The organism is Streptomyces sp. NPDC021019, assembly GCF_044333295.1.
Lineage (GTDB): Bacteria > Actinomycetota > Actinomycetes > Streptomycetales > Streptomycetaceae > Streptomyces.
The window spans coordinates 339,464-358,959 of the sequence record NZ_JBIRQR010000004.1 but is presented as its reverse complement, the minus strand read 5'-3'; the positions used below and the strand labels follow the sequence as shown (position 1 = coordinate 358,959).

Below are 19,496 nucleotides of genomic sequence, written 5' to 3'. Positions count from 1 at the left end.
CCATGTTCATGGGTGGGACTCTCTCCTTCATACGTCGATCCCGGCCCGCGGGGCGAGGTATGCAAGTGCAGAGTGCGGCGGCCGGGAGGGCAGGTTCCGGCGCGGGGCAGGAAGGCGCGGGGCAGGCCCCGCAGTTCCGGCTCCCCGGCGGGCAGATCATCGACGACGCCGACCGGATCGAGAAGTGGATCGAGCGCGTGCGACATCGGGAGGGGAAGAGCTGCGCCCGGGTCCCGAACAACCCCCAGGCGTCCCCGGCGCCGGCCCTCACCTGCCCGGGCGCCACCGGGTGGACCGTCGAGCGTGCCGACTATGATGCGCACGGAATGGGAACGACCGCGAGTGAGGTGCTCTCCGCGCAGGTCACTCTGAAGTACCAGAAGGGCATGGCCCCTTCCGTGGTGATCACGTCCTACCCGGTGCCCCCTGAGGCCCCCGGCACTCTTATGGAGATGGTCGCGTCGTGATCTCGCACACCGGTACCCTCTTCGCCGACGGGCCGGTCGGACGTGTGGTCGATACGGCACTGCGTGCCCAGCGGTCGCAGGGCGCCCTCGACCTGGAAGACGAGATCAGGCGCTTCGTTCGCACCATGCGCGCTGCCGACACGTCGCGCTGGCTGTTTCCCGTCGCGTCTGTCGCCGCCCTGCTCGACCACACGGCCGACCTGCTGCGGTCGGAGGGCACGGCGTTCTTCCCCCGTACGTTTACCGAACGGCTGGATGAGGCGCGGAATGCGGTTCCGGGAGATGACTACTTGCGCGCGCTGGCCGGTCTGATCAGGGTGGCCGAGCGGCAGCCGGATGCCGGATTCGCCGATCTGCCCCTGGCGGACTGGGAGGCGACCGTGCGCTTTCCGGAGCTTCGCGGTTTCGGCGCCAACTGGATCTATGACGGCGAGTACCCTTCGCTGGTCGATTCGATCGCGGCTTTCGTCGAAGCGGAGCATCCGTTCTGCGGCGAGACGTTCTCCCGACTGGTAGCCGATGCCCAAGCGGTGCTCGTGCTCTTTCCGCAGTCTGACGCGTTGTCCGCTCATGTGACACGTTGGATTCCCTGGGTTTCGCAGGACGCGCTACGAGAGACCATCCGGAGAATCGACGGCCATATGCGGACCGAGCATTCCGTTTCCTGACTGACGCACAGCGCACAGCGCACAGGAAGACTTCGCAAGGACCGTAAGGGCTCGCTCGGCCACCGGGCAGGGGCCGGCCGGCGCCCGTCGTCTCTTTCGGACACGCCGACCGCGTCGATCTCCTCTGTGTCGACGAACTCGGCTCCATGGAACTCGACCGCCGAGGCGCCGAACTCCTCTTCCAGGTTCTGACCGAGCGCGAGGAACGGAACAGGGGCGCGATCGCCTCCACGAGTCCTTCGGCGGCTGGACCAAGACCTTCACCGGTCTTCGTCTCCGCGTCGCGATCGCCGACCGTCTCACCTGCAACGGCACATCATCGAGACCGGCACCGACTCCTACCGCCGGGCCACCACTCGCGCGCGGGCCGAACGAACGGCCGTCGCGGGCTGACCTCCACAGCCGGCTCAGCGGCCCGTCGTCCGCAGGGACGACGGAAGTGGCCCTCATGGGGAAGGCAATCCCGCCGCCGGCCACTGGTGATCGGGGACTCGGTGTGGCGTACTTTCCCGGCGCAAAGGTCTGCACCTGGGCTTTCCAGCGATCTCTCTACAGTTCTCGGCCAGTTCTGTAGAAAAGAGCCCCATCTCCACTTCTTGTCGCGGCAGTTCCGGCTGGGCCAGAGTTCGGGGCGCGGCGACAGGAACATGTCATCGCCGCCGGGCAGTGTCCATGGAACACACCGTGCTTCCCCAGGCGCGGTGTGGCCACCCCCCCATTGTCTGGACGCTCGCCCGCGTAGCGGAAGGAATCGCGTGAAGCACAGCCGGAAGAAGAACGCGCGCAGATACATCGTCGCCGCCTCGATCGGCGCTCTCCTGTCGGCCGGAGTCGCCACAGGGGCCTACGCCGACGGTACGACGACGGAGCCCTCGGCTTCCTCGGCGCCGGCGTACCAGCCGGAGATGGTCAAGGCGCTCGCCACGACCCTGGGTGTCAGCGAGAAGGCCGCGGTGCGGCGACTGGACCGCGAGGCCGACCAGCAGGGCCGGCTCGCGGAGCTGCGGAAGGACCGGGTCGACACGCTCGGGGCCTTCTTCGCCGAGGACGGTTCGCTGATCGTCAACGCCGCCGACGCCGAAGCGGCGAAGGACGTCCGGGCCGCGGGGCTGAAGGCCCGCGTCCCCGAGCGCGGCGAGAGCGAGCTGGACCGGATCAAGGCCCAGCTCGACGCCAAGGCGCTCAAGAGCGCCCCGGCCGGGGTGTCCGCGTGGTCCGTCGACCTCGCGTCGGACACCGTGACCGTCGAGGTCAACGGCGACTCGGACGCCGCGACCCGCAGCTTCCTCAAGGCGGCGAAGAGCAACGGTGACGCGGTACGCGTCGTGAAGGGCCAGGAGAAGCTGGAGACCCAGGCCGTCGTTCCGCCCGGCAGCCGGATGACCTTCAGCGGCTACCTGTGCTCCGTCGGCTACGGTGCCAAGGACCGTAACGGCAGGCAGGTGCTCGTGACCGCCGGGCACTGCATCGAGGACCTGCCCGCCCTGGCCTACAACGGCACCCGGTTCGCCAAGGGCACCCACACCCGGTTCGCGCTGGGCACCCGCAGCGTGGACATGGGCATCGCGACCGTCGACGCCGGCCACTCGATCGGCCTCGACGTCACCACGTACGGCCGGGCCGGCACCGTCCCGGTCAAGGGCAGCAAGCGGGCCCCCTCGGGTGCGGCGCTCTGCAAGTCCGGGCAGACCACCCAGTGGACCTGCGGCCGGGTCGGCTCGTACAACGTCAGCGTCACCTACACCGACCAGAACGGCGGCCCGGACACCGTCGTGACCGGCCTGGCGAGCTCCAGCGTCTGCACCCAGGGAGGGGACAGCGGAGGCGCGTACATCTCCGGTGACCAGGCCCAGGGCATGACGTCCGGCGGTCCCAGCAACCAGCGCTGCAACGGTCAGGTCAACTCGCCCGGCTCGTCCTACTTCCAGCCGCTCGACGACGCCCTCGCGTACTACGGGCTGACCCTCAACACCAAGTAGCAGCACCACAGATCCGACCGGCCAAGGCCACCCCCCAGACGCGGGAGGCCGTCCACTCATCCTGGGCGGTCTCCCGTTCCACTCGTTCCCGGTCCGTTCTTCGCCGTCACGTCCGTTCCCGTCCCGTACTCCCAGGCAACCCCGTGGACACCGGGCTTGCACCGGGAGGTGAGGACATGGACGTCGTGCGATTCGCTCAGCGGGATGCGCCGCCGGGCGCGGGGCGGGGCGCCGACCTTCTCCCGGACGTAGCGGTGGCAGTCCGACGGCAGGGCGCCGGGGTGGAAGAAGACCTGCTGGAGGTATTCGTGGAGGTTCGTCCGCGACCAGCGCTCGTAGTGGGTGGCAGGCGTCTCGGACGGGCTCACCTCGACCGCGTAACTCACCACCGTGGTGTCCAGTTTGGCCAGCTCCCGGCCGAAGTGGATCTCCAGCACCAGGGATTTGAGCCCCTTCAGATACGTGGCCTCGGCGAGGCGACCGCAGCTGACCCTGATGTCGACCGGCTCGGCCGCCTCGTCGTCGAAGCTGAGCACGAAGACCGCCCGGTCGGCCCCCGCCCGGCTGGCCCGCAGCACGTTGGTGGTGGAGATCGCGCTCAGGGTGCCGCTCTCTCCCATCCTCACGATGTCGTGGACCATCAGGGAGCTGGTCTCCTGGTTGAAGTGGCGGAAGCGGGCGCCGAGCGCCTTCTCGACCACCGAGTCCTCCCCGAGGATCTGGAGCGCCGCCCCCTCCGCGCCGGGCGGGGTGATCCGGCCGCGCGGGCGGCGCGGCCCGAGCAGCGAGCGCAGGGCTCCGGCGGGCAGTTCCAGGATCTCCTCCAGCACCTCCACCGCGCGCAGGGACCGGGCCCGTTCGGGCTGGCTTCGGCCGCGCTGCCAGCTGCTGAGGGTGGCCTGGCTGATGGTGATGCCTCGTACCCTGAGCCGTTCGCTCACCCGCTCCAGGGACAGGCCGCGGCGGTTCAGCGCCTCCCGCAACGCCCCGGGGAAGGTGTCGGCGCCGGTCGCCGCCGCGTGCAGGGCCGAGGCGGTGATGGCCTCGCCCGTCCGCGCCGCGGTGGCGTGTGCTTCGGAGACCTGTGCTTCGGCGACCCGTGCTCCGGTGGTGTCCCGACCGGTGGAGTCGCTCGCTCCGCCGCCCGTGGCCTTCGGCAGCGTGACGTCGGTGTCCGTATCGCTCGACATGTTCCTCCCGTTCCCGGCACTCTCTCGGCGGGACGGCCTACGGGCCCCCGCATACTGGTTGACCACCGGGCGGCGGACGGATAACAAAACCCTCAGGGGTGACCTGTCCCACATCCCGGTGGCGAACCGAACGAAGGGCGTGAACGGCGTGGACAGCACCGCTCTGGTCATCGCGGCGAGGAACGGCGACCGGGCCGCCGGGGAACGGCTGGCCGCCCAGTACCTCCCGCTGGTCTACAACGTCGTCGGACGCGCCCTCAACGGCCATCCGGACGTGGACGACGTGGTGCAGGAGACCATGCTCCGGGCGCTGTCCGGACTGCCCTCGCTGCGCGATCCGGCCCGTTTCCGCTCCTGGCTCGTCGCCATCGCCATGAACCAGGTCCGCACCCGCTGGTCCGGTCTCGGCCACCGCCCGGCCCCGCTGGAGGCGACCGACGAGCCCGCCGACCCCGCCGCCGACTTCGTCGACCTGACGATCCTGCGCCTCGAACTCTCCGGCCAGCGGCGCGAGACGGCCGAGGCCACCCGCTGGCTGGACGACGCCGAGCGCGACGTGCTGTCCCTGTGGTGGCTGGAGACGACCGGCGACCTCACCCGGTCCGAACTCGCCGAGGGGCTCGGGCTCTCCCCGCAGCACGCCGCCGTACGCGTCCAGCGGGTGAAGAACCAGCTCGACGTCGGCCGCGCGGTCGTCCGGGCGCTGGCGTCCGACCCCCGGTGCCCGGCCCTGGAGGACCTGCTGGGCGACTGGGACGGTACGCCGACGCCGCTGTGGCGCAAGCGGATCGCCCGTCACGTACGCGGCTGCGCCTCCTGCTCCGACGGCAGTACGGGGCTGGTTCCGCCGGAGGGCCTGCTCTCCGGGCTCGCCCTCGTGGTGCCGCTCTACGACAGCGGGCAGCAGGCGGCGGTGGCCTTCGCCCCATCGGCGGCCCCGGCCGCCGCGTCCGCCCCCGCCGCGTCCGCCCCCGCCGCGTCCGCCCCCGCCGCCTCCGCGCCTTCCGCCTCCGGCGCGTTCTCGGCCGGGAAGGCGGCGGGGCTCATAGCCGGCGCGGCCGCCGTGACCGCCCTCGCCGTACTGATCTGGCCCTCCGCCCCCGCTCCGCCCGCATCACGGGGCGGGGGCGGGGGCATCACGTACAGCTCCCCGCCCCCGCCCGCGGCCGCCCCCGCGGAGCCGCTTCCGGCGCCCTCCACGGCCTCGCCCTCGCCCTCACCGACGCCGAGCCCTGCCGCCGCCTCCCGGCCGCCCACCGTCACCCCGTCGCCCGCCGCCCCGACCGAGCCCGCCGAGCCGCGCCCCCGCCCGGAAGCGGGCGTGGTCACCCGGGTCAACACCCTGCGCGCCGCGAACGGCTGCCCGGAGCTGGAGACCGACCCCCGGCTGACCGAGGTGGCCCAGCGGCACTCCGAGGACATGGCCGCGCACGACTACTTCGACCACACGGACTCCTCGGGCCGGGGCGCGGGCGACCGGGTCGACGCCACGGGCTACGACTGGGCGGCCGTCGGGGAGACCATCGCGACCGGCATGAGTGATCCGGCGGCGGTCGTCGAGGAGTGGCGTGGCAGCCCGGGCCGCGACGGCGACATCTTCAACTGCGATTTCGTCCATGTGGGCGTGGGCATCGCCGACTCCCCGCGCGGCCCCTACTGGACCCAGGTGCTGGCCACTCCGCGCTGAGCGGCCCCCGGCCGCTTGTCAGTGGCGGGTGCCAGACTCGGTCGGCATGGACAACAGCGTGCTTCTCAGGGATGTCGAACCAGCGGACCTGGAGTTCTTCCTCGCGTACGAGCACGACCCGGAGGCGGTCCGGAGATCGCGTTTCCCGCCGCGCGAGCGGGAGGCGTTCATGGCGCACTGGACGTCGAAGGTGCTGGGGGACCCCGCCAACCTCGTGCAGACGGTCGTCGTGGACGGCGAAACGGCCGGGAACATCGTGGCCTGGTGGGACGGTGAGCGGCGCTACATCGGCTACTGGTTCGGCCGCCCGTACTGGGGCCGGGGCATCGGCACCCGGGCGCTGACCGCGTTCCTGGAGCGGGAGACGGCACGCCCGTTGTACGCGGACCCCGCCGCCGGGAACACCGGCTCGATACGGCTGCTGGAGAAGTGCGGGTTCACGGCGACCGGCACGGTGCGGCACGGGGAGGACGAGCACGTGGTCCTGGTGCTGGACGGGGGCGCCTGAGCGACCGCCGCGCCGGACGGGTCGGCTCACCGGCGGACGGGGCGGCTTCCCGGCGGACGGGGAGCCGGGTCAGGCTCCGGGCCGCTGGAGCGGCTTCGCCATGCAGATGCTGCTCTCGTACTCCCGGTAGTGGCCGAACTTCTCGCAGACCGTGTAGCCGCTCGACGCGTACAGCGCGATGGCCTCGGGCTGCTGGTCGCCGGTCTCCAGGACCATCCGGATCCGTCCGGCGGCGCGCGCGTCCTCCTCCAGGGCGGCCAGCATCCGCCGGGCCAGGCCCCTGCCGCGCCCCTCGGGTATCACGAACATCCGCTTGATCTCGGCGTCGCCATCCCAGTAGCCCTCGTCGTTGCGGTCCTGGGTCCGCCAGCCACCTGTCGCCACCGGGCGGTCCAGCTCGTCGTAGGCGAGCAGGTACAGGCCGCGCGGCGGAAGGAACATCGAGGCGTCGAGCGGTGTGAGATCGCCCCCATCGCCGTAGCGCTCGTCGTATTCGAGCTGAACCTGGTCGTTGAGTTTGACGGCGTCGGGGTGGTCGAAAGGCCGAGTCTGAATAATCATGCTATGTATCGTACATCTATGCGTAGGGGTGGAGTGGGTACTGTTTCGGGATGCTCACAGTGACCTCCGTGAATGTTAATGGGCTCCGCGCCGCCGCCAAGAAGGGCTTCGTCGAGTGGCTGGCGGGGACCGACGCCGATGTGGTCTGCCTCCAGGAAGTGCGGGCCGAGCTCGCCCAGCTGCCCGAGGGTGTGGGCGCCCCCGGAGGGTGGCACGCCGTCCACGCGCCCGCCGCCGCCAAGGGCCGCGCCGGCGTCTCGCTCTACTCGCGGCAGGCCCCCGAGCGGGTCCAGATCGGTTTCGGCGGGTTCGGGGTCCCCGGGGCGGAGGAGTTCGACGCGAGCGGCCGGTACGTGGAGATCGACCTCCCGGGTGTCACCGTCGCGAGCCTGTATCTGCCCTCCGGCGAGGTCGGCACCGAGCGTCAGGACGAGAAGGAGCGCTTCATGGCCGCCTTCCTGCCCTACCTCCAAGGGCTGAAGGCGCGGGCCGCGGCGGCCGGCCGCGAGGTCGTCGTCTGCGGCGACTGGAACATCGCCCACCAGGAGGCGGACCTGAAGAACTGGAAGGCCAACCGCAAGAGCTCCGGCTTTCTCCCCGAGGAGCGCGCGTGGCTGACCCGGGTCCTGGAGGAGGCGGCTTACGTGGACGTCGTGCGGGCGCTGCATCCGGAGGTCGAGGGGCCCTACAGCTGGTGGTCGTACCGTGGGCGGGCCTTCGACAACGACAGCGGCTGGCGCATCGACTACCAGATGGCGACCCCGGGGCTGGCCGGGCGCGCGGTGAAGGCCTGGGTGGAGCGGGCGGCCACGCACGGCGAGCGCTGGAGCGACCACGCGCCGGTGACGGTCGTCTACGAGCGGTAGGTCCGGTCGGCGCCCCGGGGGTCTCCGGTGGGCGCCCCGGAGAATCCGGCGGGCGCCCCGGAGGACGCCCTCAACACCCCGTGGAGGGCGTGCGTCAGTCGGACTTCGGGGGCTGTGTCCCGTCCTCGCGGCGCAGCCTCCGGTCGAAGGCCATGGACAGCTCGGCGTCCACCACCGCGCGGGCCAGTGGGCGGAGTTGAGCCGGTTCGGTCTCCTTGGTGTGGGCATGGAGTACGCGTACGAAGATCTCCGCGAGCGCGTCCGCGTGCTCGCGGACGCGGCGGCCCGAGGAGAGCACCGTGGAGAGCGGCACCCCTTCCCGTACGAGCTCGGCCGACACCTCCAGGAGGCGGCGGCTGATGTGCACGATCTCGTCCCCGTCCGTGGCGAGATAGCCCAGGTCCAGCGCGGTGGCGAGGTTCTCGGGCGTGACCTCGCCCTCGAAGTAGTCCGCGAGCTGCTCCGGGGTGAGGCGGACCGGGGTCTCCTCCGTCGGTTCGCCCAGGCCCAGCACCTCGGCGACATCGCGGCCGCTCTCGAAGGTGGCCGCCAGGTCGGCGATGCCGTTGAGGGTGTGACCGCGTTCCAGCAGGCCCGTGATGGTCCGCAGCCGGGCCAGGTGGTGGTCGTCGTACCAGGCGATGCGGCCCTCGCGGCGAGGCGGCGGAATCAGCCCGCGCTCCCGGTAGAAGCGCAGGGTCCGCACGGTGATGCCGGCCTCCCTGGCCAACTCCTCCATGCGGTATTCGCGGTGCTCGCGTCCTTCGGCCACAGGGGCACCCTATGTTGTACCGCCGGTAACTTTCCTCGGTCCGCCCCCTACCCATCAGTACGGTCCTGCTCTACCCTCCGAACAATGCCAGTGATTGCTGGCAGAGTCGTGTGACGTACCGCGGGAGGCGGCAGCATGGCCCAGCAGGAACACGTACGTGTGGCGGTGATCGGAACCGGATTCGGGGGCCTGGGGGCCGCCGTCCGGCTGCGCCGCGAAGGCATCACCGATTTCGTCGTCCTGGAGCGGGCCGGCTCGGTGGGCGGCGCCTGGCGCGACAACAGTTATCCCGGCTGCGCCTGCGACGTACCGTCCCACCTCTATTCGTTCTCGTTCGCCCCCAACCCCGACTGGCCGCGCACCTTCTCCGGGCAGGAGCACATCCGGGCCTACCTGGAGCGGGTCGCCGACACCTTCGGGCTCCGCCCGCACATCAGGCTGAACCACGAGGTGAAGCTGATGACCTGGGACAAGGAGAACCTGTACTGGGTGATCGAGTCCGCCGACGGATCCGTGCTCCACGCGGATGTCGTCGTCTCCGCCACCGGGCCGCTCTCCGACCCCAGGACGCCCGACATACCCGGGCTCGACTCCTTCCCCGGCAAGGTCTTCCACTCCGCCCGCTGGGACCACGACTACGACCTGGCCGGCAAGCGCGTCGCGATGGTCGGCACGGGCGCGTCCGCGATCCAGATCGTCCCGGCGATCCAGCCGAGGACCGCGAAGCTCACCCTCTTCCAGCGCACCCCGCCCTGGGTCATGCCGCGCATGGACCGCACGATCAGCAAGGCCGAGCGGGCACTGCACCGGGCCGTCCCCGCCACCGGCACGGCGCGCCGCGGACTGCTGTGGGGCATCAGGGAGTTGCAGGTCAGCGCCTTCACCAAGCACCCCGATCAGCTGGGGCTGGTGGAGAAGATAGCCAAGTCCAACATGGCGCGGGCGATCAAGGACCCGGCCCTGCGGGCGAAGCTGACCCCGGACTACCGCATCGGCTGCAAGCGGATCCTGCTCTCCAGCACCTACTATCCGGCCCTCGCCCAGCCCAATGTGGACGTCGTCGCCTCCGGACTCAGCGAGGTACGCGGCTCCACCGTGGTCGCCGCCGACGGGAGCGAGGCGGAGGTCGACGCGATCATCTTCGGCACCGGCTTCCATGTGACGGACATGCCGATCGCGCAGCGGGTCGTCGGCGAGGAGGGCGTCACGCTCGCCGAGTCCTGGAAGGACGGGATGAACTCGCTGCGCGGCGCGACCGCCGCCGGGTTCCCCAACTGGATGACGATCATCGGCCCCAACACCGGGCTCGGCAACTCCTCCATGATCCTGATGATCGAGTCCCAGCTGAACTACATGGCCGACTACCTGCGGCAGTTGAACGTGCTGGGCGGACGCGCCGCGCTCGACGCCCGCCCCGCCGCCGTCACCGCGTGGAACGACCGGGTCCAGCAGCGGATGAAGCGCACCGTGTGGAACACCGGCGGCTGCACCAGCTGGTACCTGGACGAGGCGGGCCGCAACACCACCGTCTGGCCCGGCACCACGGGCGAGTTCCGGCGGCAGACGCGTTCCGTGGACCTCGCCGAGTACGACGTCGTCCGGGCCGGCGCGGCGGGCGGGGCGGGGCGGGCCGCCGGGAGCGGTCGCGTACCGGAGCAGCCCGGCCGCACCGATCGCGAGACCGTGACCGTCGCCTCCGACACGGCTTCCGGTGCCGGTGCCGTCGCCGAGGAGGCCGCGCGATGAGCCGCCTCCTGCACCGCGACACCGTACCGCCGGTCCCCGCGGCCGAGCTGACCGCACGCTCCGCCGACGGCTCCCGGATCCATGTCGAACTGCACGGCCCCGAGGACGCGCCGGCGGTCGTCCTGGCTCACGGCTGGACCTGCAACACCCGATTCTGGGACGCCCAGATACGCGACCTGGCCGCCGACCACCGGGTCATCGCCTACGACCAGCGGGGCCACGGGCTCACCCCCGCGCCGGGGCCCGGCGGCTACAGCACGAACGCGCTGGCCGACGACCTCGAAGCGGTCCTCGCCGCGACGCTCGCCCCGGGCCGCAGGGCGGTGCTCGCCGGGCACTCCATGGGCGGGATGACGGTGATGGCCGCCGCGGCGCGCCCCGGACTCCGTGAGCACGCCGCCGCCGTGCTGCTCTGTTCCACCGGCAGTACGCGGCTGGCCGCCGAGGCCCGCGTCCTGCCGCTGCGCGCGGGTGCGCTGCGGACCCGGCTCACCACCGCCGTACTGGGCGCCAAAGCACCGCTCGGGCCGGTCAACCCGGTCTCCAGGAAGGTCCTCAAGTACGCGACGATGGGAGCCGGTTCCGCTCCGGACCGGGTCGACGCCTGCGCCCGCATCGTGCACGCCTGCCCGCGCCGCGCGAGAGTGGGCTGGGGTCAGGTGCTCGGCGAGCTGGACCTCGCGGCGGGCGTGCGCGAGCTGCGGGTGCCGACCGCGGTGATCGCCGGCACGGACGACCGGCTGACCCCGCCGGTCCACGCGCGGTCCCTCGCGGCCGCGCTGCCGGTCGGGCTCGGGCTGACCGAGCTGGCGGGCATGGGGCACATGACGCCGGTGGAGGCCCCGGAGGCCGTCACGGCGAAGATCAGGGAGCTGGTCACCCGGTACGTCGCCACGGGGGCGGCCGCCGAGCGGAGGGCCGCCACGGCGGAGAGGGAGGATGTCGCATGAGTGGCAAGCGGAGTCTTGAGGGCCAGGTCGTCGTCGTCACCGGTGCGGCCCGGGGGGTGGGCGAGCTGCTGGCCCGCAAGCTGTCGGCACGCGGGGCGACGCTGGCGCTCGTCGGTCTGGAGCGGGACGAGCTGAAGAAGGTCTCCGAGCGGCTGCACGGCGAGAGCGACCACTGGTTCGCCGATGTCACCGATCACGAGGCGATGACCCGAGTGGCGCGCGAGGTGAAGGAGCGCTTCGGCAAGGTCGACGTCGTCGTCGCCAACGCGGGCGTGGCCTCGGGCGGCCCGTTCGCCGACTCGGACCCGGACGCCTGGCGGCGGGTCATCGAGGTGAACCTCATCGGCGGCGCGGTCACCGGGCGGGCCTTCCTGCCGGTGCTGATGGAGAGCCGCGGCTACTTCCTCCAGATAGCGTCGCTGGCCGCGATCACCCCGGCCCCGATGATGACCGCGTACTGCGCCTCCAAGTCGGGCGTCGAGGCCTTCGCGCACAGCCTGCGCGCCGAGGTCGGCTACAAGGGCGTCAAGGTCGGCGTCGGCTACCTCTCCTGGACCGACACCGACATGGTGCGCGGGGCGGACCGGGACGACGTGATGCGCGAGCTGCGCCGGCGGCTGCCGTGGCCGATGAACCGTACGTACCCGCTCGGCCCGGCCGTCGACCGGATGGTGGACGGTATCGCGCGGCGCTCCCCGCATGTGTACGCCCAGTGGTGGCTGCGCGGGATGCAGTCGGTCCGCGGTTGCCTGCCGTCCGTCATCGCGATCGGCGGGCAGCGCGAGATGCGGCGGTTCGAGCCGCGGCTGCACACCGTGTCGAAGGGGCTGGTGGGTGCCGGGGGCGCGGCGGACCAGGATGCGCGTGCGGAGCGCGCTGACCGTACGTAACGGTACGAAATGCGTGGGATGTCGCGGCGTGCGAGGCTGGGCGAGGCCCCGCAGGGGGCCGTCCCCCACCTGTCCCACGCATCCCACAGGAGTGAACAGCATGGGTATTTCGGACCAGTTCAAGGACAAGGCGCAGGAGCTCGCCGACCAGGCCAAGCAGAAGGCCGGCCAGGGCAAGGACGAGGCCCAGGACCGGGCCTCCCAGGGCCGTGACCAGGAGGCGGACTCCTCCTCGGGCATGAAGGACCGTGCCGAGGACGCGAAGGACCGGGCGCGCGAGCGTTTTGACCGTTGACGGTCGTTGAGGTGTGACGCGTGCGCGCTGCGGTTCGCGCGTGCGTACGCGTCGCTCCAGGAGGCGCATCCGGGTGACCGGGTGCGCCTCCTTCTTTGTCCTCAAGCGCCGGACGGGCTGGAAAGGATGCCCTCAATCGCCGGGCGGGCTGGAGTTGGTGGCCGAGGTGGTCATCCTTGAGCCCCTCCGGCGATTGAGGAGCGGGCTCCGGGGCGGAGCCCCGAAGGCGCCCCGGAGACGGGCTGGAGGCGGGCTGGAGGCGGGCTGGAAAAGATGTCCTCAATCGCCGGACGGGCTTGCACGCCGCGGCGGCAGCGGCGGCCGCCGCAGGTCCGGGGCCGTTTCGTACGACGGCGGGGTCGCCGCCGGGTGTGTGGCCAGGAGTTCCAGGGCCAGGCGGACCGCGTCGTCGAGGACGGCGTACCGGCCCTCCGCCCAGTCCAGCGGGGTGCGCAGGGCCTCCACGTCCGGTTCCACGCCGTGGTTCTCCACCGACCAGCCGTACGTGTCGAACCAGGCTGCGTTCATCGGGACCGTGATCACCGTGCCATCGCCCAGGCGGTGGCGGCCGGTCATGCCGACCACGCCGCCCCAGGTGCGCTGGCCCACCACCGGGCCCAGTTTCAGCAGCCGGAACGCGGCGGTGATCATGTCGCCGTCGGAGGAGGTCGCCTCGTCGGCCAGGGCGACCACCGGACCGCGCGGCGCGTTGGAGGCGTAGCTCACCGCCTGGGCGTTGCGGGTCAGGTCCCAGCCGAGGATCTTGCGGGTGAGGTTCTCCACGACCAGCTCGCTGATGTGACCGCCCGCGTTGCCCCGTACGTCCACGATCAGGGCGGGGCGGGAGACTTCCAGCCGCAGGTCGCGGTTGAACTGCGCCCAGCCCGAGCCGCCCATGTCCGGGATGTGCAGGTACCCGCATTTGCCGCCGCTCAACTCCCGTACGACGTCACGGCGTTTGGCCACCCAGTCCTGGTAGCGCAGCGGGCGTTCGTCGACCAGGGGCATGATCGCCACCCGGCGGGACGGGCCGCCGCCCGCCGGGGAGAAGGTCAGCTCCACCGTCGTGCCGCCCGCCGCGGTCAGCAGGGGGTACGGGCCGGCGACCGGGTCCACCGGGCGGCCGTCGACGTGGGTGAGGACCGCGCCCTCCCTGATCCCCGTACCCGCCAGTGGCGAACGGGCCTTGGAGTCCGAGGAGTCGCCGGGCAGGATGCGCTGGACGGTCCAGGCGCCCTCACGGCAGACCAGGTTGGCGCCGAGGAGGCCGATCGCGCGCTGGTAGTGCGGCGGGCCCTCGTTGCGGCGGGCGGGGGAGACGTACGCGTGCGAGGTGCCCAGCTCGCCCAGCACCTCGCGCAGCAGGTCCGCGAACTCGTCCGGCGAAGCGACCCGCTCGACCAGGGGGCGGTACTGGTCCAGCACCCCGTCCCAGTCGATGCCGCACATGTCCGGCTCCCAGAAGTAGGCGCGGATGATCCGCCCCGCCTCGCCGTACGCCTGCCGCCACTCCGCCCCCGGGTCGACCTCGTGCAGGATGCGGCGCAGGTCCAGGAAGACCGTGGAGTCGGTGTCGCCCGCCTCGGTGGCCGGTACGGCGCGGAGTTCGCCGTCGTCCATCACGACCAGGCGGGACGCGTCGCCGCTGACCGCGAACCAGTCGAGGTGGTCGACCAGTTCGGTCCTGCGGGCCTTCGCGATGTTGAAGTGCTCCAGGGTCGGCCGCCCCGACATGTCGGCCGGGTTGGCGAACGTCTCGCCCAGCGCCCCCGAGATCGGCCAGCGCAGCCAGACCAGCCCGCCGCCGCTCACCGGGGCCAGCGCCGAGTACTTGGAGGCGGAGACCGGGAACGGCGTGACCCGGCTCTCCAGCCCCTCGAACTCGACCATGACCGTGGACCCCTCCGGCGTACCGCCCTCCGGCACGTCCACCGGGTCCAGGCCGCCCGCCGCCGGACGGCCGTCGGGCGAGAGGGCGAAGGGGGACGGGGTCGCGGAGGAGAGCGGGACCAGGTACGGGCGGCAGCCGAGCGGGAAGGACAGGTCGCCGGTGTGGACGTCGTACACCGGGTCGAAGCCGCGCCAGGAGAGGAAGGCGAGGTAGCGGCCGTCGTCCGTGAAGACCGGGTTCTCGTCCTCGAAGCGGCCGTTGGTGACATCGACGATCACCGGGGCGCCGGGGCCGGAGATCCGGGCCAGCTTGATCTGCCGCAGCGAGCGGCCGACGCCCGGGTGCGACCAGGTCAGCCAGTCGCCGTCGGGGGAGAAGGCGAGGTCGCGCACGGGCCCGTTGACCGAGCGGATCAGCTCGGTGAGGCCGGGGTGCTCGTCGACCGGCGCGGCACTGTCCGGGGTCGCCGCACCGGTGGCGGCGTGGAGGTCGGCGCGGGTCGAGCCGCTGGGGGCCTTCTCCTTCCCCACGGTTTCCAGGGGCTCCGCCTCGGGGTCCCCGGTGTCCAGGAGCAGCAGGCGGCCGTCGTTCGACGCGATGGCGAGGCGTTCCCCCTCCGGGTCGGAGATCATCTCGTGGACCCGGCCCAGCTGCCCGGAGGCCAGCCTGCGCGGCGGGCGGTCGCCGCTGGCGCGCGGAAGGTAGGCGATCTCGACGGCGTCGGGGCCGTCCGCGTCGGTGACGTACGCGACCTGACCGCCGCTGCCGAGCATCTCCGGCAGCCGCACCCGGACACCGGGGGTGTCGGCGATGGTGCGGGCGGGGCCGTCGCGGTGGGTGAGCCAGTAGAGGCTGCCGCGTACGGTGACGGCGCTGGCCCGGCCCGTCTCGTCGACGGAGAGCGAGTCGACGTTGCTGGCGGCGGGCACCTGGTGGACGCGCCGGCCGGTGCGCGGGCCGCCGAGGCGTACCTCCAGTCTGCGCGGGGTGGCGTCGGGCGACTCCAGGTCCTCGACCAGCCACAGCTCGCCCGCGCACTGGTAGATGACCCGGTGGCCGTCGCTGGAGGCGTTCCGGGCGTAGAAGGCGTCGTGGTCGGTGTGCCGGCGCAGGCCGGTGCCGTCCATCAGGCAGGAGTAGAGGTTGCCGACGCCCTCGTGGTCGGAGAGGAACGCGATGCGGCGGCCGACGAACATCGGGTTGGCGAGGTGGCCGTCGATCTCCGGGAGCAGGCGTTCGCCGTGCAGCCACAGACGGCCCATGGCCCCGCCCCGGTAGCGCTTCCAGGCGGCCGGTTCGTGCGGGGGCGTGCCGGTGAGCAGCAGGGTGCGGCGCTCGCCGTCGATGTCGGCGACCGCGATGTCGGAGACCGGGCCCCAGGGGAGCCTGCCGCCGGGGCCGCCGTCGGTGGGGACGCTGTAGGCCCAGGAGAAGTAGGAGAACGGCTGGTTGTGCGAGGACACGGCGAGGATCTGGCAGGCCTCGCCCGGATCGGGGCTCCAGCCGCAGACCCGGGCGTCGGTCGATCCCCAGTGGGTGAGTCGGCGGGCCGGGCCGCCGTCCACCGGGGCGAGGTGGATCTCGGGGTCCAGGGTGCGCCAGGTCGTGTAGGCGATGGAGGAGCCGTCGGGCGAGAAGCGTGGATGGCTGACCCGGGTCCGGTCGACGGTCACCCGCCAGGCCCGTCCGGGGCGGTGTCCGGCGGCGGCGAGGGGGGCGACCCAGAGGTCGTCCTCGGCCGCGAAGCACAGCAAGTCCTGGTGAAGGTGCGGGAAACGGAGATACGCGACGTCGTCACTCACCCCCCAATGTTTTCGGTGCGCGGGGTCCGGGGCAACTTGTGGTGCAGAACACAAGCGAAACGATTTCGTTTCGCTGGTTCGTGCGGGTACGGTTCAGGTGTACGAAACGGTTTCGTTCGATGGTGAGCGGAAGCGCTGAGCGGAACGGACTGTTGAGCGGGAGACCGGACAGTGAGGCGAAGGAGGTCGGCACATGGCACGCACCAGGCTGACCCCCGAGCGTGAGGGCGAGCTGTACGAGGCCGTCCTCGACCTGCTCCGCGAGGTCGGCTACGACGCCCTGACCATGGACGCCGTCGCCGCACGCACCCGGTCGAGCAAGGCCACCCTCTACCGCCAGTGGGGCTCCAAGCCCGAGCTGGTCGCGAAGGCGCTGCGGCACAACAAGCCGGGGAGCCTTTCGGACATCGACAGCGGTTCGCTGCGCGGGGACTTCCACGCCGCGCTGAGCCGGACCGACGACTGCCAGATGGAGAAGGACGCCGCGCTGATGCGGGGTCTGAGCCATGCCGTCCATGAGTACCCCGAGCTGCTCCTTGCCTTGCGCGAGCTGCTGATCGAACCGGAGATGACCGGTCTCGACCAGCTGCTGCAACGGGCGGTGGACCGGGGTGAGCTGCGCCCGGACAATCCGGCGCTGAAGTACATCCCGCACATGCTGGTCGGCGCGCTGGCCGCCCGGCAACTGATCGAGGACCGTCCTGTCGACCAGGCGTTCCTCATCGACTACGTGGATTCCGTGGTTCTCCCCGCCCTCGGTGTCTGACGTCCCCGTCCCACCCGTACGGCCCTCTCCCCGACGCTCCACCTGACACGCCGCTCTCGTCGTCGGGCTGGTTCCTCACGCCCAATTCCACTCATACGACCTGACCGGGAGTACGCCCCCGTGGCCACTTTCCTCTACAAGCTCGGACGGCTCACCTTCCGCCGCCGCCGCTTCGTCGCCCTGATCTGGGTGGCGTTGCTGGCGGTCGCCGGAATCGGCGCGGCCACCGCGCCCGCCGCCACCTCCAGTTCCTTCTCCATTCCTGGTACGGAGGCGCAGCGCGCCTTCGACCTGCTGGAACAGCGCAACCCCGGCACCAGTGCCGACGGTGCCACCGCCCGTGTCGTCTTCAAGGCGCCCGAGGGCGAGAAGGTGACTGATTCCGCCAACAAGAGCGAGATCGCCGGCATCGTCAAGGAGCTGCGGTCCGGCTCGAAGCAGATCGCCTCGGTCGCCGATCCGTTCGAGACGCAGGCTGTGAGCCAGAACGGTTCGACGGCGTACATCTCGGTCTCCTACCAGGCCAACTCCATGGAGCTGACCGACGCGACCCGGGACTCCCTGGAGGACGCGGGCAAGGACGCGCAGAAGAGCGGCATGAAGGTGGAGATCGGCGGCGACGCCCTCCAGGTCATGCCGCACACCGGGACCGCCGAGATCATCGGTGTCGTCATCGCCGCCATCGTCCTGGTCATCACCTTCGGCTCGCTGGTCGCCGCCGGACTTCCGCTCGTCACCGCGCTCGTCGGGGTCGGCATCGGAGTCTCGACGATCACCGCCCTGGCCAGCGTGCTGGACCTGGGCTCCACCACCTCGATCCTCGCCATGATGATCGGCCTCGCCGTCGGCATCGACTACGCGCTCTTCATCGTCTCCCGCTACCGCGCCGAACTCGCCGAGGGCCGGGAACACGAGGAAGCCGCGGGACGGGCCGTGGGGACGGCCGGATCCGCGGTCGTCTTCGCCGGGCTGACCGTGGTCATCGCCCTGGTGGGTCTCGCCGTCGTCAACATCCCGATGCTGACGAAGATGGGCTTCGCCGCCGCCGGAACGGTGGCCATCGCCGTCCTCATCGCCCTCACCCTCGTCCCCGCCGCCCTCGGCTTCGCGGGCAAGCGGGTCATGGGCCGCAAGGCGCGCAAGGCCGCAGCGGCGGAGAAGAGCACCGAGGCCAAGCCGAACATGGGCACCCGCTGGGCGCGGTTCGTGCTGCGCAAGCCGGTCTGGGTCATGCTCGTCGGCGTTCTCGGCCTCGGCGTCATCGCCGTACCGGCGGCCTCGCTGGAGATGGGCCTGCCCGACGACGGCGCCCAGCCGACGTCGACCACCCAGCGTCAGGCGTACGACATGCTCTCGGACGGCTTCGGCCCCGGGTTCAACGGTCCGCTGCTGGTCGTCGTCGACACGAAGAACAGCTCCGACGGCAAGGCCGCCGCCGATCGGGTCTCCGAGGAGATCGAGTCCATCGGCGTCGCCGCCGTCATCCCGCCCGCCTTCAACAAGGCCGGCGACACCGCGACGATCACGGTCATTCCGAAGGACCGCCCGTCCTCCCACGCCACGGAGGAGGTCGTCCATTCCATCCGCGACGCGGGTGCGGACGTGAAGTCGGACACCGGCGCGGAGGTCCTGGTCACCGGCGCCACCGCGATGAACATCGACTTCTCGCAGAAGATGAACGACGCGCTGCTGCCCTACCTGGCGCTCGTCGTCGGCCTCGCGTTCCTGCTGCTGATGCTGGTCTTCCGCTCGATTCTCGTCCCGCTGAAGGCGGCCCTGGGCTTCCTGCTCTCGGTGGTCGCGGCCCTCGGCGCGGTCGTCGCGGTCTTCCAGTGGGGCTGGCTCGGCTCGCTCTTCGGCGTCGAGCAGACCGGTCCGATCATGAGCATGATGCCGATCTTCATGGTCGGCGTGGTCTTCGGCCTCGCGATGGACTACGAGGTCTTCCTCGTCACGCGGATGCGCGAGGCGTACGTCCACGGCGAGAGCCCGGGCCAGGCCATCGTGACCGGCTTCAAGCACGGTGCACGGGTGGTCACGGCCGCGGCGGTGATCATGATGGCGGTCTTCTCCGGCTTCATCGGCTCCAGCGAGCAGATGATCAAGATGATCGGCTTCTCGCTCGCCATCGCCGTCTTCTTCGACGCCTTCGTGGTGCGGATGGCGATCGTGCCCGCCGTCCTGGCCCTGCTCGGCAAGCGGGCCTGGTGGCTGCCGCGCTGGCTGGACCGGGCGCTGCCCAACGTGGACGTGGAGGGCGAGAAGCTGCAGAAGCAGCTGACCGACGGGTCCGGCTCCGAGCAGGGGCCTGGGGACGGCGGCGAGGGTGAGCGGGAGCTCGCCCGCGTCTGACCCGTCCGTCCCGGCGGCGCCCTCCCGGCTCCGGGGCCGCGTCCGAGCGGAGCGTGACCCCGGAAGCGCCGGTTACCTGTGGGGGACGGGGACCGGGGCACAGCGA

At 71.5% G+C, this 19,496-nt stretch carries 16 protein-coding genes and 1 pseudogene; 13 read left to right on the top strand and 4 right to left on the bottom strand.

Annotated elements, in window-relative coordinates:
* Nucleotides 1-65: 65 nt before the first annotated feature.
* The 4 genes and pseudogenes from ACH4RG_RS24295 (at nt 66) to ACH4RG_RS24280 (ending at nt 3,114) form a co-directional block, all read left to right on the top strand.
* Complete coding sequence (locus ACH4RG_RS24295; protein WP_398540237.1) at nt 66-467, top strand: hypothetical protein; 402 nt, start codon at nt 66-68, stop codon at nt 465-467.
* On the top strand, nt 464-1,135 hold the full coding sequence (locus ACH4RG_RS24290; RefSeq protein ID WP_397928396.1) for a hypothetical protein: 672 nt from the start codon (nt 464-466) through the stop codon (nt 1,133-1,135). The genes ACH4RG_RS24295 and ACH4RG_RS24290 overlap by 4 nt, the downstream gene beginning before the upstream one ends.
* Nucleotides 1,136-1,245: 110 nt before the next feature.
* Nucleotides 1,246-1,528, top strand: a pseudogene (locus tag ACH4RG_RS24285) (ATP-binding protein); the annotation flags it as partial.
* 362 nt (nt 1,529-1,890) lie between these two features.
* Nucleotides 1,891-3,114, top strand: coding sequence for a S1 family peptidase (locus ACH4RG_RS24280; RefSeq protein WP_398540236.1), 1,224 nt, complete (start codon nt 1,891-1,893; stop codon nt 3,112-3,114).
* A 56-nt stretch (nt 3,115-3,170) separates the two neighbouring features.
* On the opposite strand, the gene ACH4RG_RS24275 is transcribed toward ACH4RG_RS24280, so the two are convergent.
* Nucleotides 3,171-4,304: a multiprotein-bridging factor 1 family protein gene (locus ACH4RG_RS24275; RefSeq protein WP_397928394.1), complete on the bottom strand. Its 1,134-nt coding sequence runs from the start codon at nt 4,302-4,304 to the stop codon at nt 3,171-3,173.
* A 139-nt stretch (nt 4,305-4,443) separates the two neighbouring features.
* Here ACH4RG_RS24275 and ACH4RG_RS24270 point away from each other — a divergent pair, with 139 nt between their 5' ends.
* Both ACH4RG_RS24270 and ACH4RG_RS24265 read left to right on the top strand, forming a co-directional pair.
* A complete protein-coding gene (locus ACH4RG_RS24270; RefSeq protein WP_398540282.1) occupies nt 4,444-5,991 on the top strand; it encodes a sigma-70 family RNA polymerase sigma factor in 1,548 nt (515 codons plus the stop codon).
* Nucleotides 5,992-6,037: 46 nt separating this feature from the next.
* On the top strand, nt 6,038-6,499 hold the full coding sequence (locus ACH4RG_RS24265) for a GNAT family N-acetyltransferase (RefSeq protein ID WP_397928392.1): 462 nt from the start codon (nt 6,038-6,040) through the stop codon (nt 6,497-6,499).
* A gap of 69 nt (nt 6,500-6,568) precedes the next feature.
* Here the strand turns inward: ACH4RG_RS24265 and ACH4RG_RS24260 are convergent, their stop codons facing one another.
* A complete protein-coding gene (locus tag ACH4RG_RS24260; RefSeq protein ID WP_398540235.1) occupies nt 6,569-7,060 on the bottom strand; it encodes a GNAT family N-acetyltransferase in 492 nt (163 codons plus the stop codon).
* A gap of 50 nt (nt 7,061-7,110) precedes the next feature.
* Between ACH4RG_RS24260 and ACH4RG_RS24255 the strand changes: the two genes are divergently transcribed.
* Nucleotides 7,111-7,926, top strand: a complete 816-nt coding sequence (locus tag ACH4RG_RS24255) for an exodeoxyribonuclease III (RefSeq protein WP_397920950.1) — start codon at nt 7,111-7,113, stop codon at nt 7,924-7,926.
* Nucleotides 7,927-8,020: 94 nt separating this feature from the next.
* Here ACH4RG_RS24255 and ACH4RG_RS24250 read toward each other — a convergent pair whose 3' ends face one another.
* Complete coding sequence (locus tag ACH4RG_RS24250; RefSeq protein ID WP_397921741.1) at nt 8,021-8,665, bottom strand: MerR family transcriptional regulator; 645 nt, start codon at nt 8,663-8,665, stop codon at nt 8,021-8,023.
* A 168-nt stretch (nt 8,666-8,833) separates the two neighbouring features.
* Here ACH4RG_RS24250 and ACH4RG_RS24245 point away from each other — a divergent pair, with 168 nt between their 5' ends.
* From ACH4RG_RS24245 to ACH4RG_RS24230, 4 genes are all read left to right on the top strand, one after another.
* The gene (locus ACH4RG_RS24245; RefSeq protein ID WP_397920952.1) at nt 8,834-10,444 is read left to right on the top strand and encodes a flavin-containing monooxygenase; all 1,611 of its coding nucleotides are present in this window, start codon (nt 8,834-8,836) and stop codon (nt 10,442-10,444) included.
* Nucleotides 10,441-11,394, top strand: coding sequence for an alpha/beta fold hydrolase (locus tag ACH4RG_RS24240; RefSeq protein WP_397920954.1), 954 nt, complete (start codon nt 10,441-10,443; stop codon nt 11,392-11,394). The genes ACH4RG_RS24245 and ACH4RG_RS24240 overlap by 4 nt, the downstream gene beginning before the upstream one ends.
* Nucleotides 11,391-12,284, top strand: coding sequence for an SDR family oxidoreductase (locus tag ACH4RG_RS24235; protein WP_397920956.1), 894 nt, complete (start codon nt 11,391-11,393; stop codon nt 12,282-12,284). The genes ACH4RG_RS24240 and ACH4RG_RS24235 overlap by 4 nt, the downstream gene beginning before the upstream one ends.
* Nucleotides 12,285-12,384: 100 nt before the next feature.
* On the top strand, nt 12,385-12,579 hold the full coding sequence (locus tag ACH4RG_RS24230) for a hypothetical protein (protein ID WP_397928391.1): 195 nt from the start codon (nt 12,385-12,387) through the stop codon (nt 12,577-12,579).
* A gap of 279 nt (nt 12,580-12,858) precedes the next feature.
* On the opposite strand, the gene ACH4RG_RS24225 is transcribed toward ACH4RG_RS24230, so the two are convergent.
* Nucleotides 12,859-16,272, bottom strand: a complete 3,414-nt coding sequence (locus ACH4RG_RS24225; protein ID WP_397920960.1) for a S41 family peptidase — start codon at nt 16,270-16,272, stop codon at nt 12,859-12,861.
* 193 nt (nt 16,273-16,465) lie between these two features.
* Here ACH4RG_RS24225 and ACH4RG_RS24220 point away from each other — a divergent pair, with 193 nt between their 5' ends.
* Both ACH4RG_RS24220 and ACH4RG_RS24215 read left to right on the top strand, forming a co-directional pair.
* The gene (locus tag ACH4RG_RS24220; protein ID WP_397920962.1) at nt 16,466-17,038 is read left to right on the top strand and encodes a TetR/AcrR family transcriptional regulator; all 573 of its coding nucleotides are present in this window, start codon (nt 16,466-16,468) and stop codon (nt 17,036-17,038) included.
* Between the two features lie 120 nt (nt 17,039-17,158).
* A complete protein-coding gene (locus ACH4RG_RS24215; protein ID WP_397920964.1) occupies nt 17,159-19,390 on the top strand; it encodes an MMPL family transporter in 2,232 nt (743 codons plus the stop codon).
* Nucleotides 19,391-19,496: the final 106 nt, after the last annotated feature.

Excerpts from the sequence above, each read along its gene's own strand:
- ACH4RG_RS24275 (WP_397928394.1), bottom strand. The coding sequence starts at position 4,304 with ATGTCGAGCGATACGGACACCGACGTCACGCTGCCGAAGGCCACGGGC.
- ACH4RG_RS24265 (WP_397928392.1), top strand. The coding sequence starts at position 6,038 with ATGGACAACAGCGTGCTTCTCAGGGATGTCGAACCAGCGGACCTGGAG.
- ACH4RG_RS24260 (WP_398540235.1), bottom strand. The coding sequence starts at position 7,060 with ATGATTATTCAGACTCGGCCTTTCGACCACCCCGACGCCGTCAAACTC.
- ACH4RG_RS24255 (WP_397920950.1), top strand. The coding sequence starts at position 7,111 with ATGCTCACAGTGACCTCCGTGAATGTTAATGGGCTCCGCGCCGCCGCC.
- ACH4RG_RS24250 (WP_397921741.1), bottom strand. The coding sequence starts at position 8,665 with ATGGAGGAGTTGGCCAGGGAGGCCGGCATCACCGTGCGGACCCTGCGC.
- ACH4RG_RS24245 (WP_397920952.1), top strand. The coding sequence starts at position 8,834 with ATGGCCCAGCAGGAACACGTACGTGTGGCGGTGATCGGAACCGGATTC.
- ACH4RG_RS24240 (WP_397920954.1), top strand. The coding sequence starts at position 10,441 with ATGAGCCGCCTCCTGCACCGCGACACCGTACCGCCGGTCCCCGCGGCC.
- ACH4RG_RS24235 (WP_397920956.1), top strand. The coding sequence starts at position 11,391 with ATGAGTGGCAAGCGGAGTCTTGAGGGCCAGGTCGTCGTCGTCACCGGT.
- ACH4RG_RS24230 (WP_397928391.1), top strand. The coding sequence starts at position 12,385 with ATGGGTATTTCGGACCAGTTCAAGGACAAGGCGCAGGAGCTCGCCGAC.
- ACH4RG_RS24220 (WP_397920962.1), top strand. The coding sequence starts at position 16,466 with ATGGCACGCACCAGGCTGACCCCCGAGCGTGAGGGCGAGCTGTACGAG.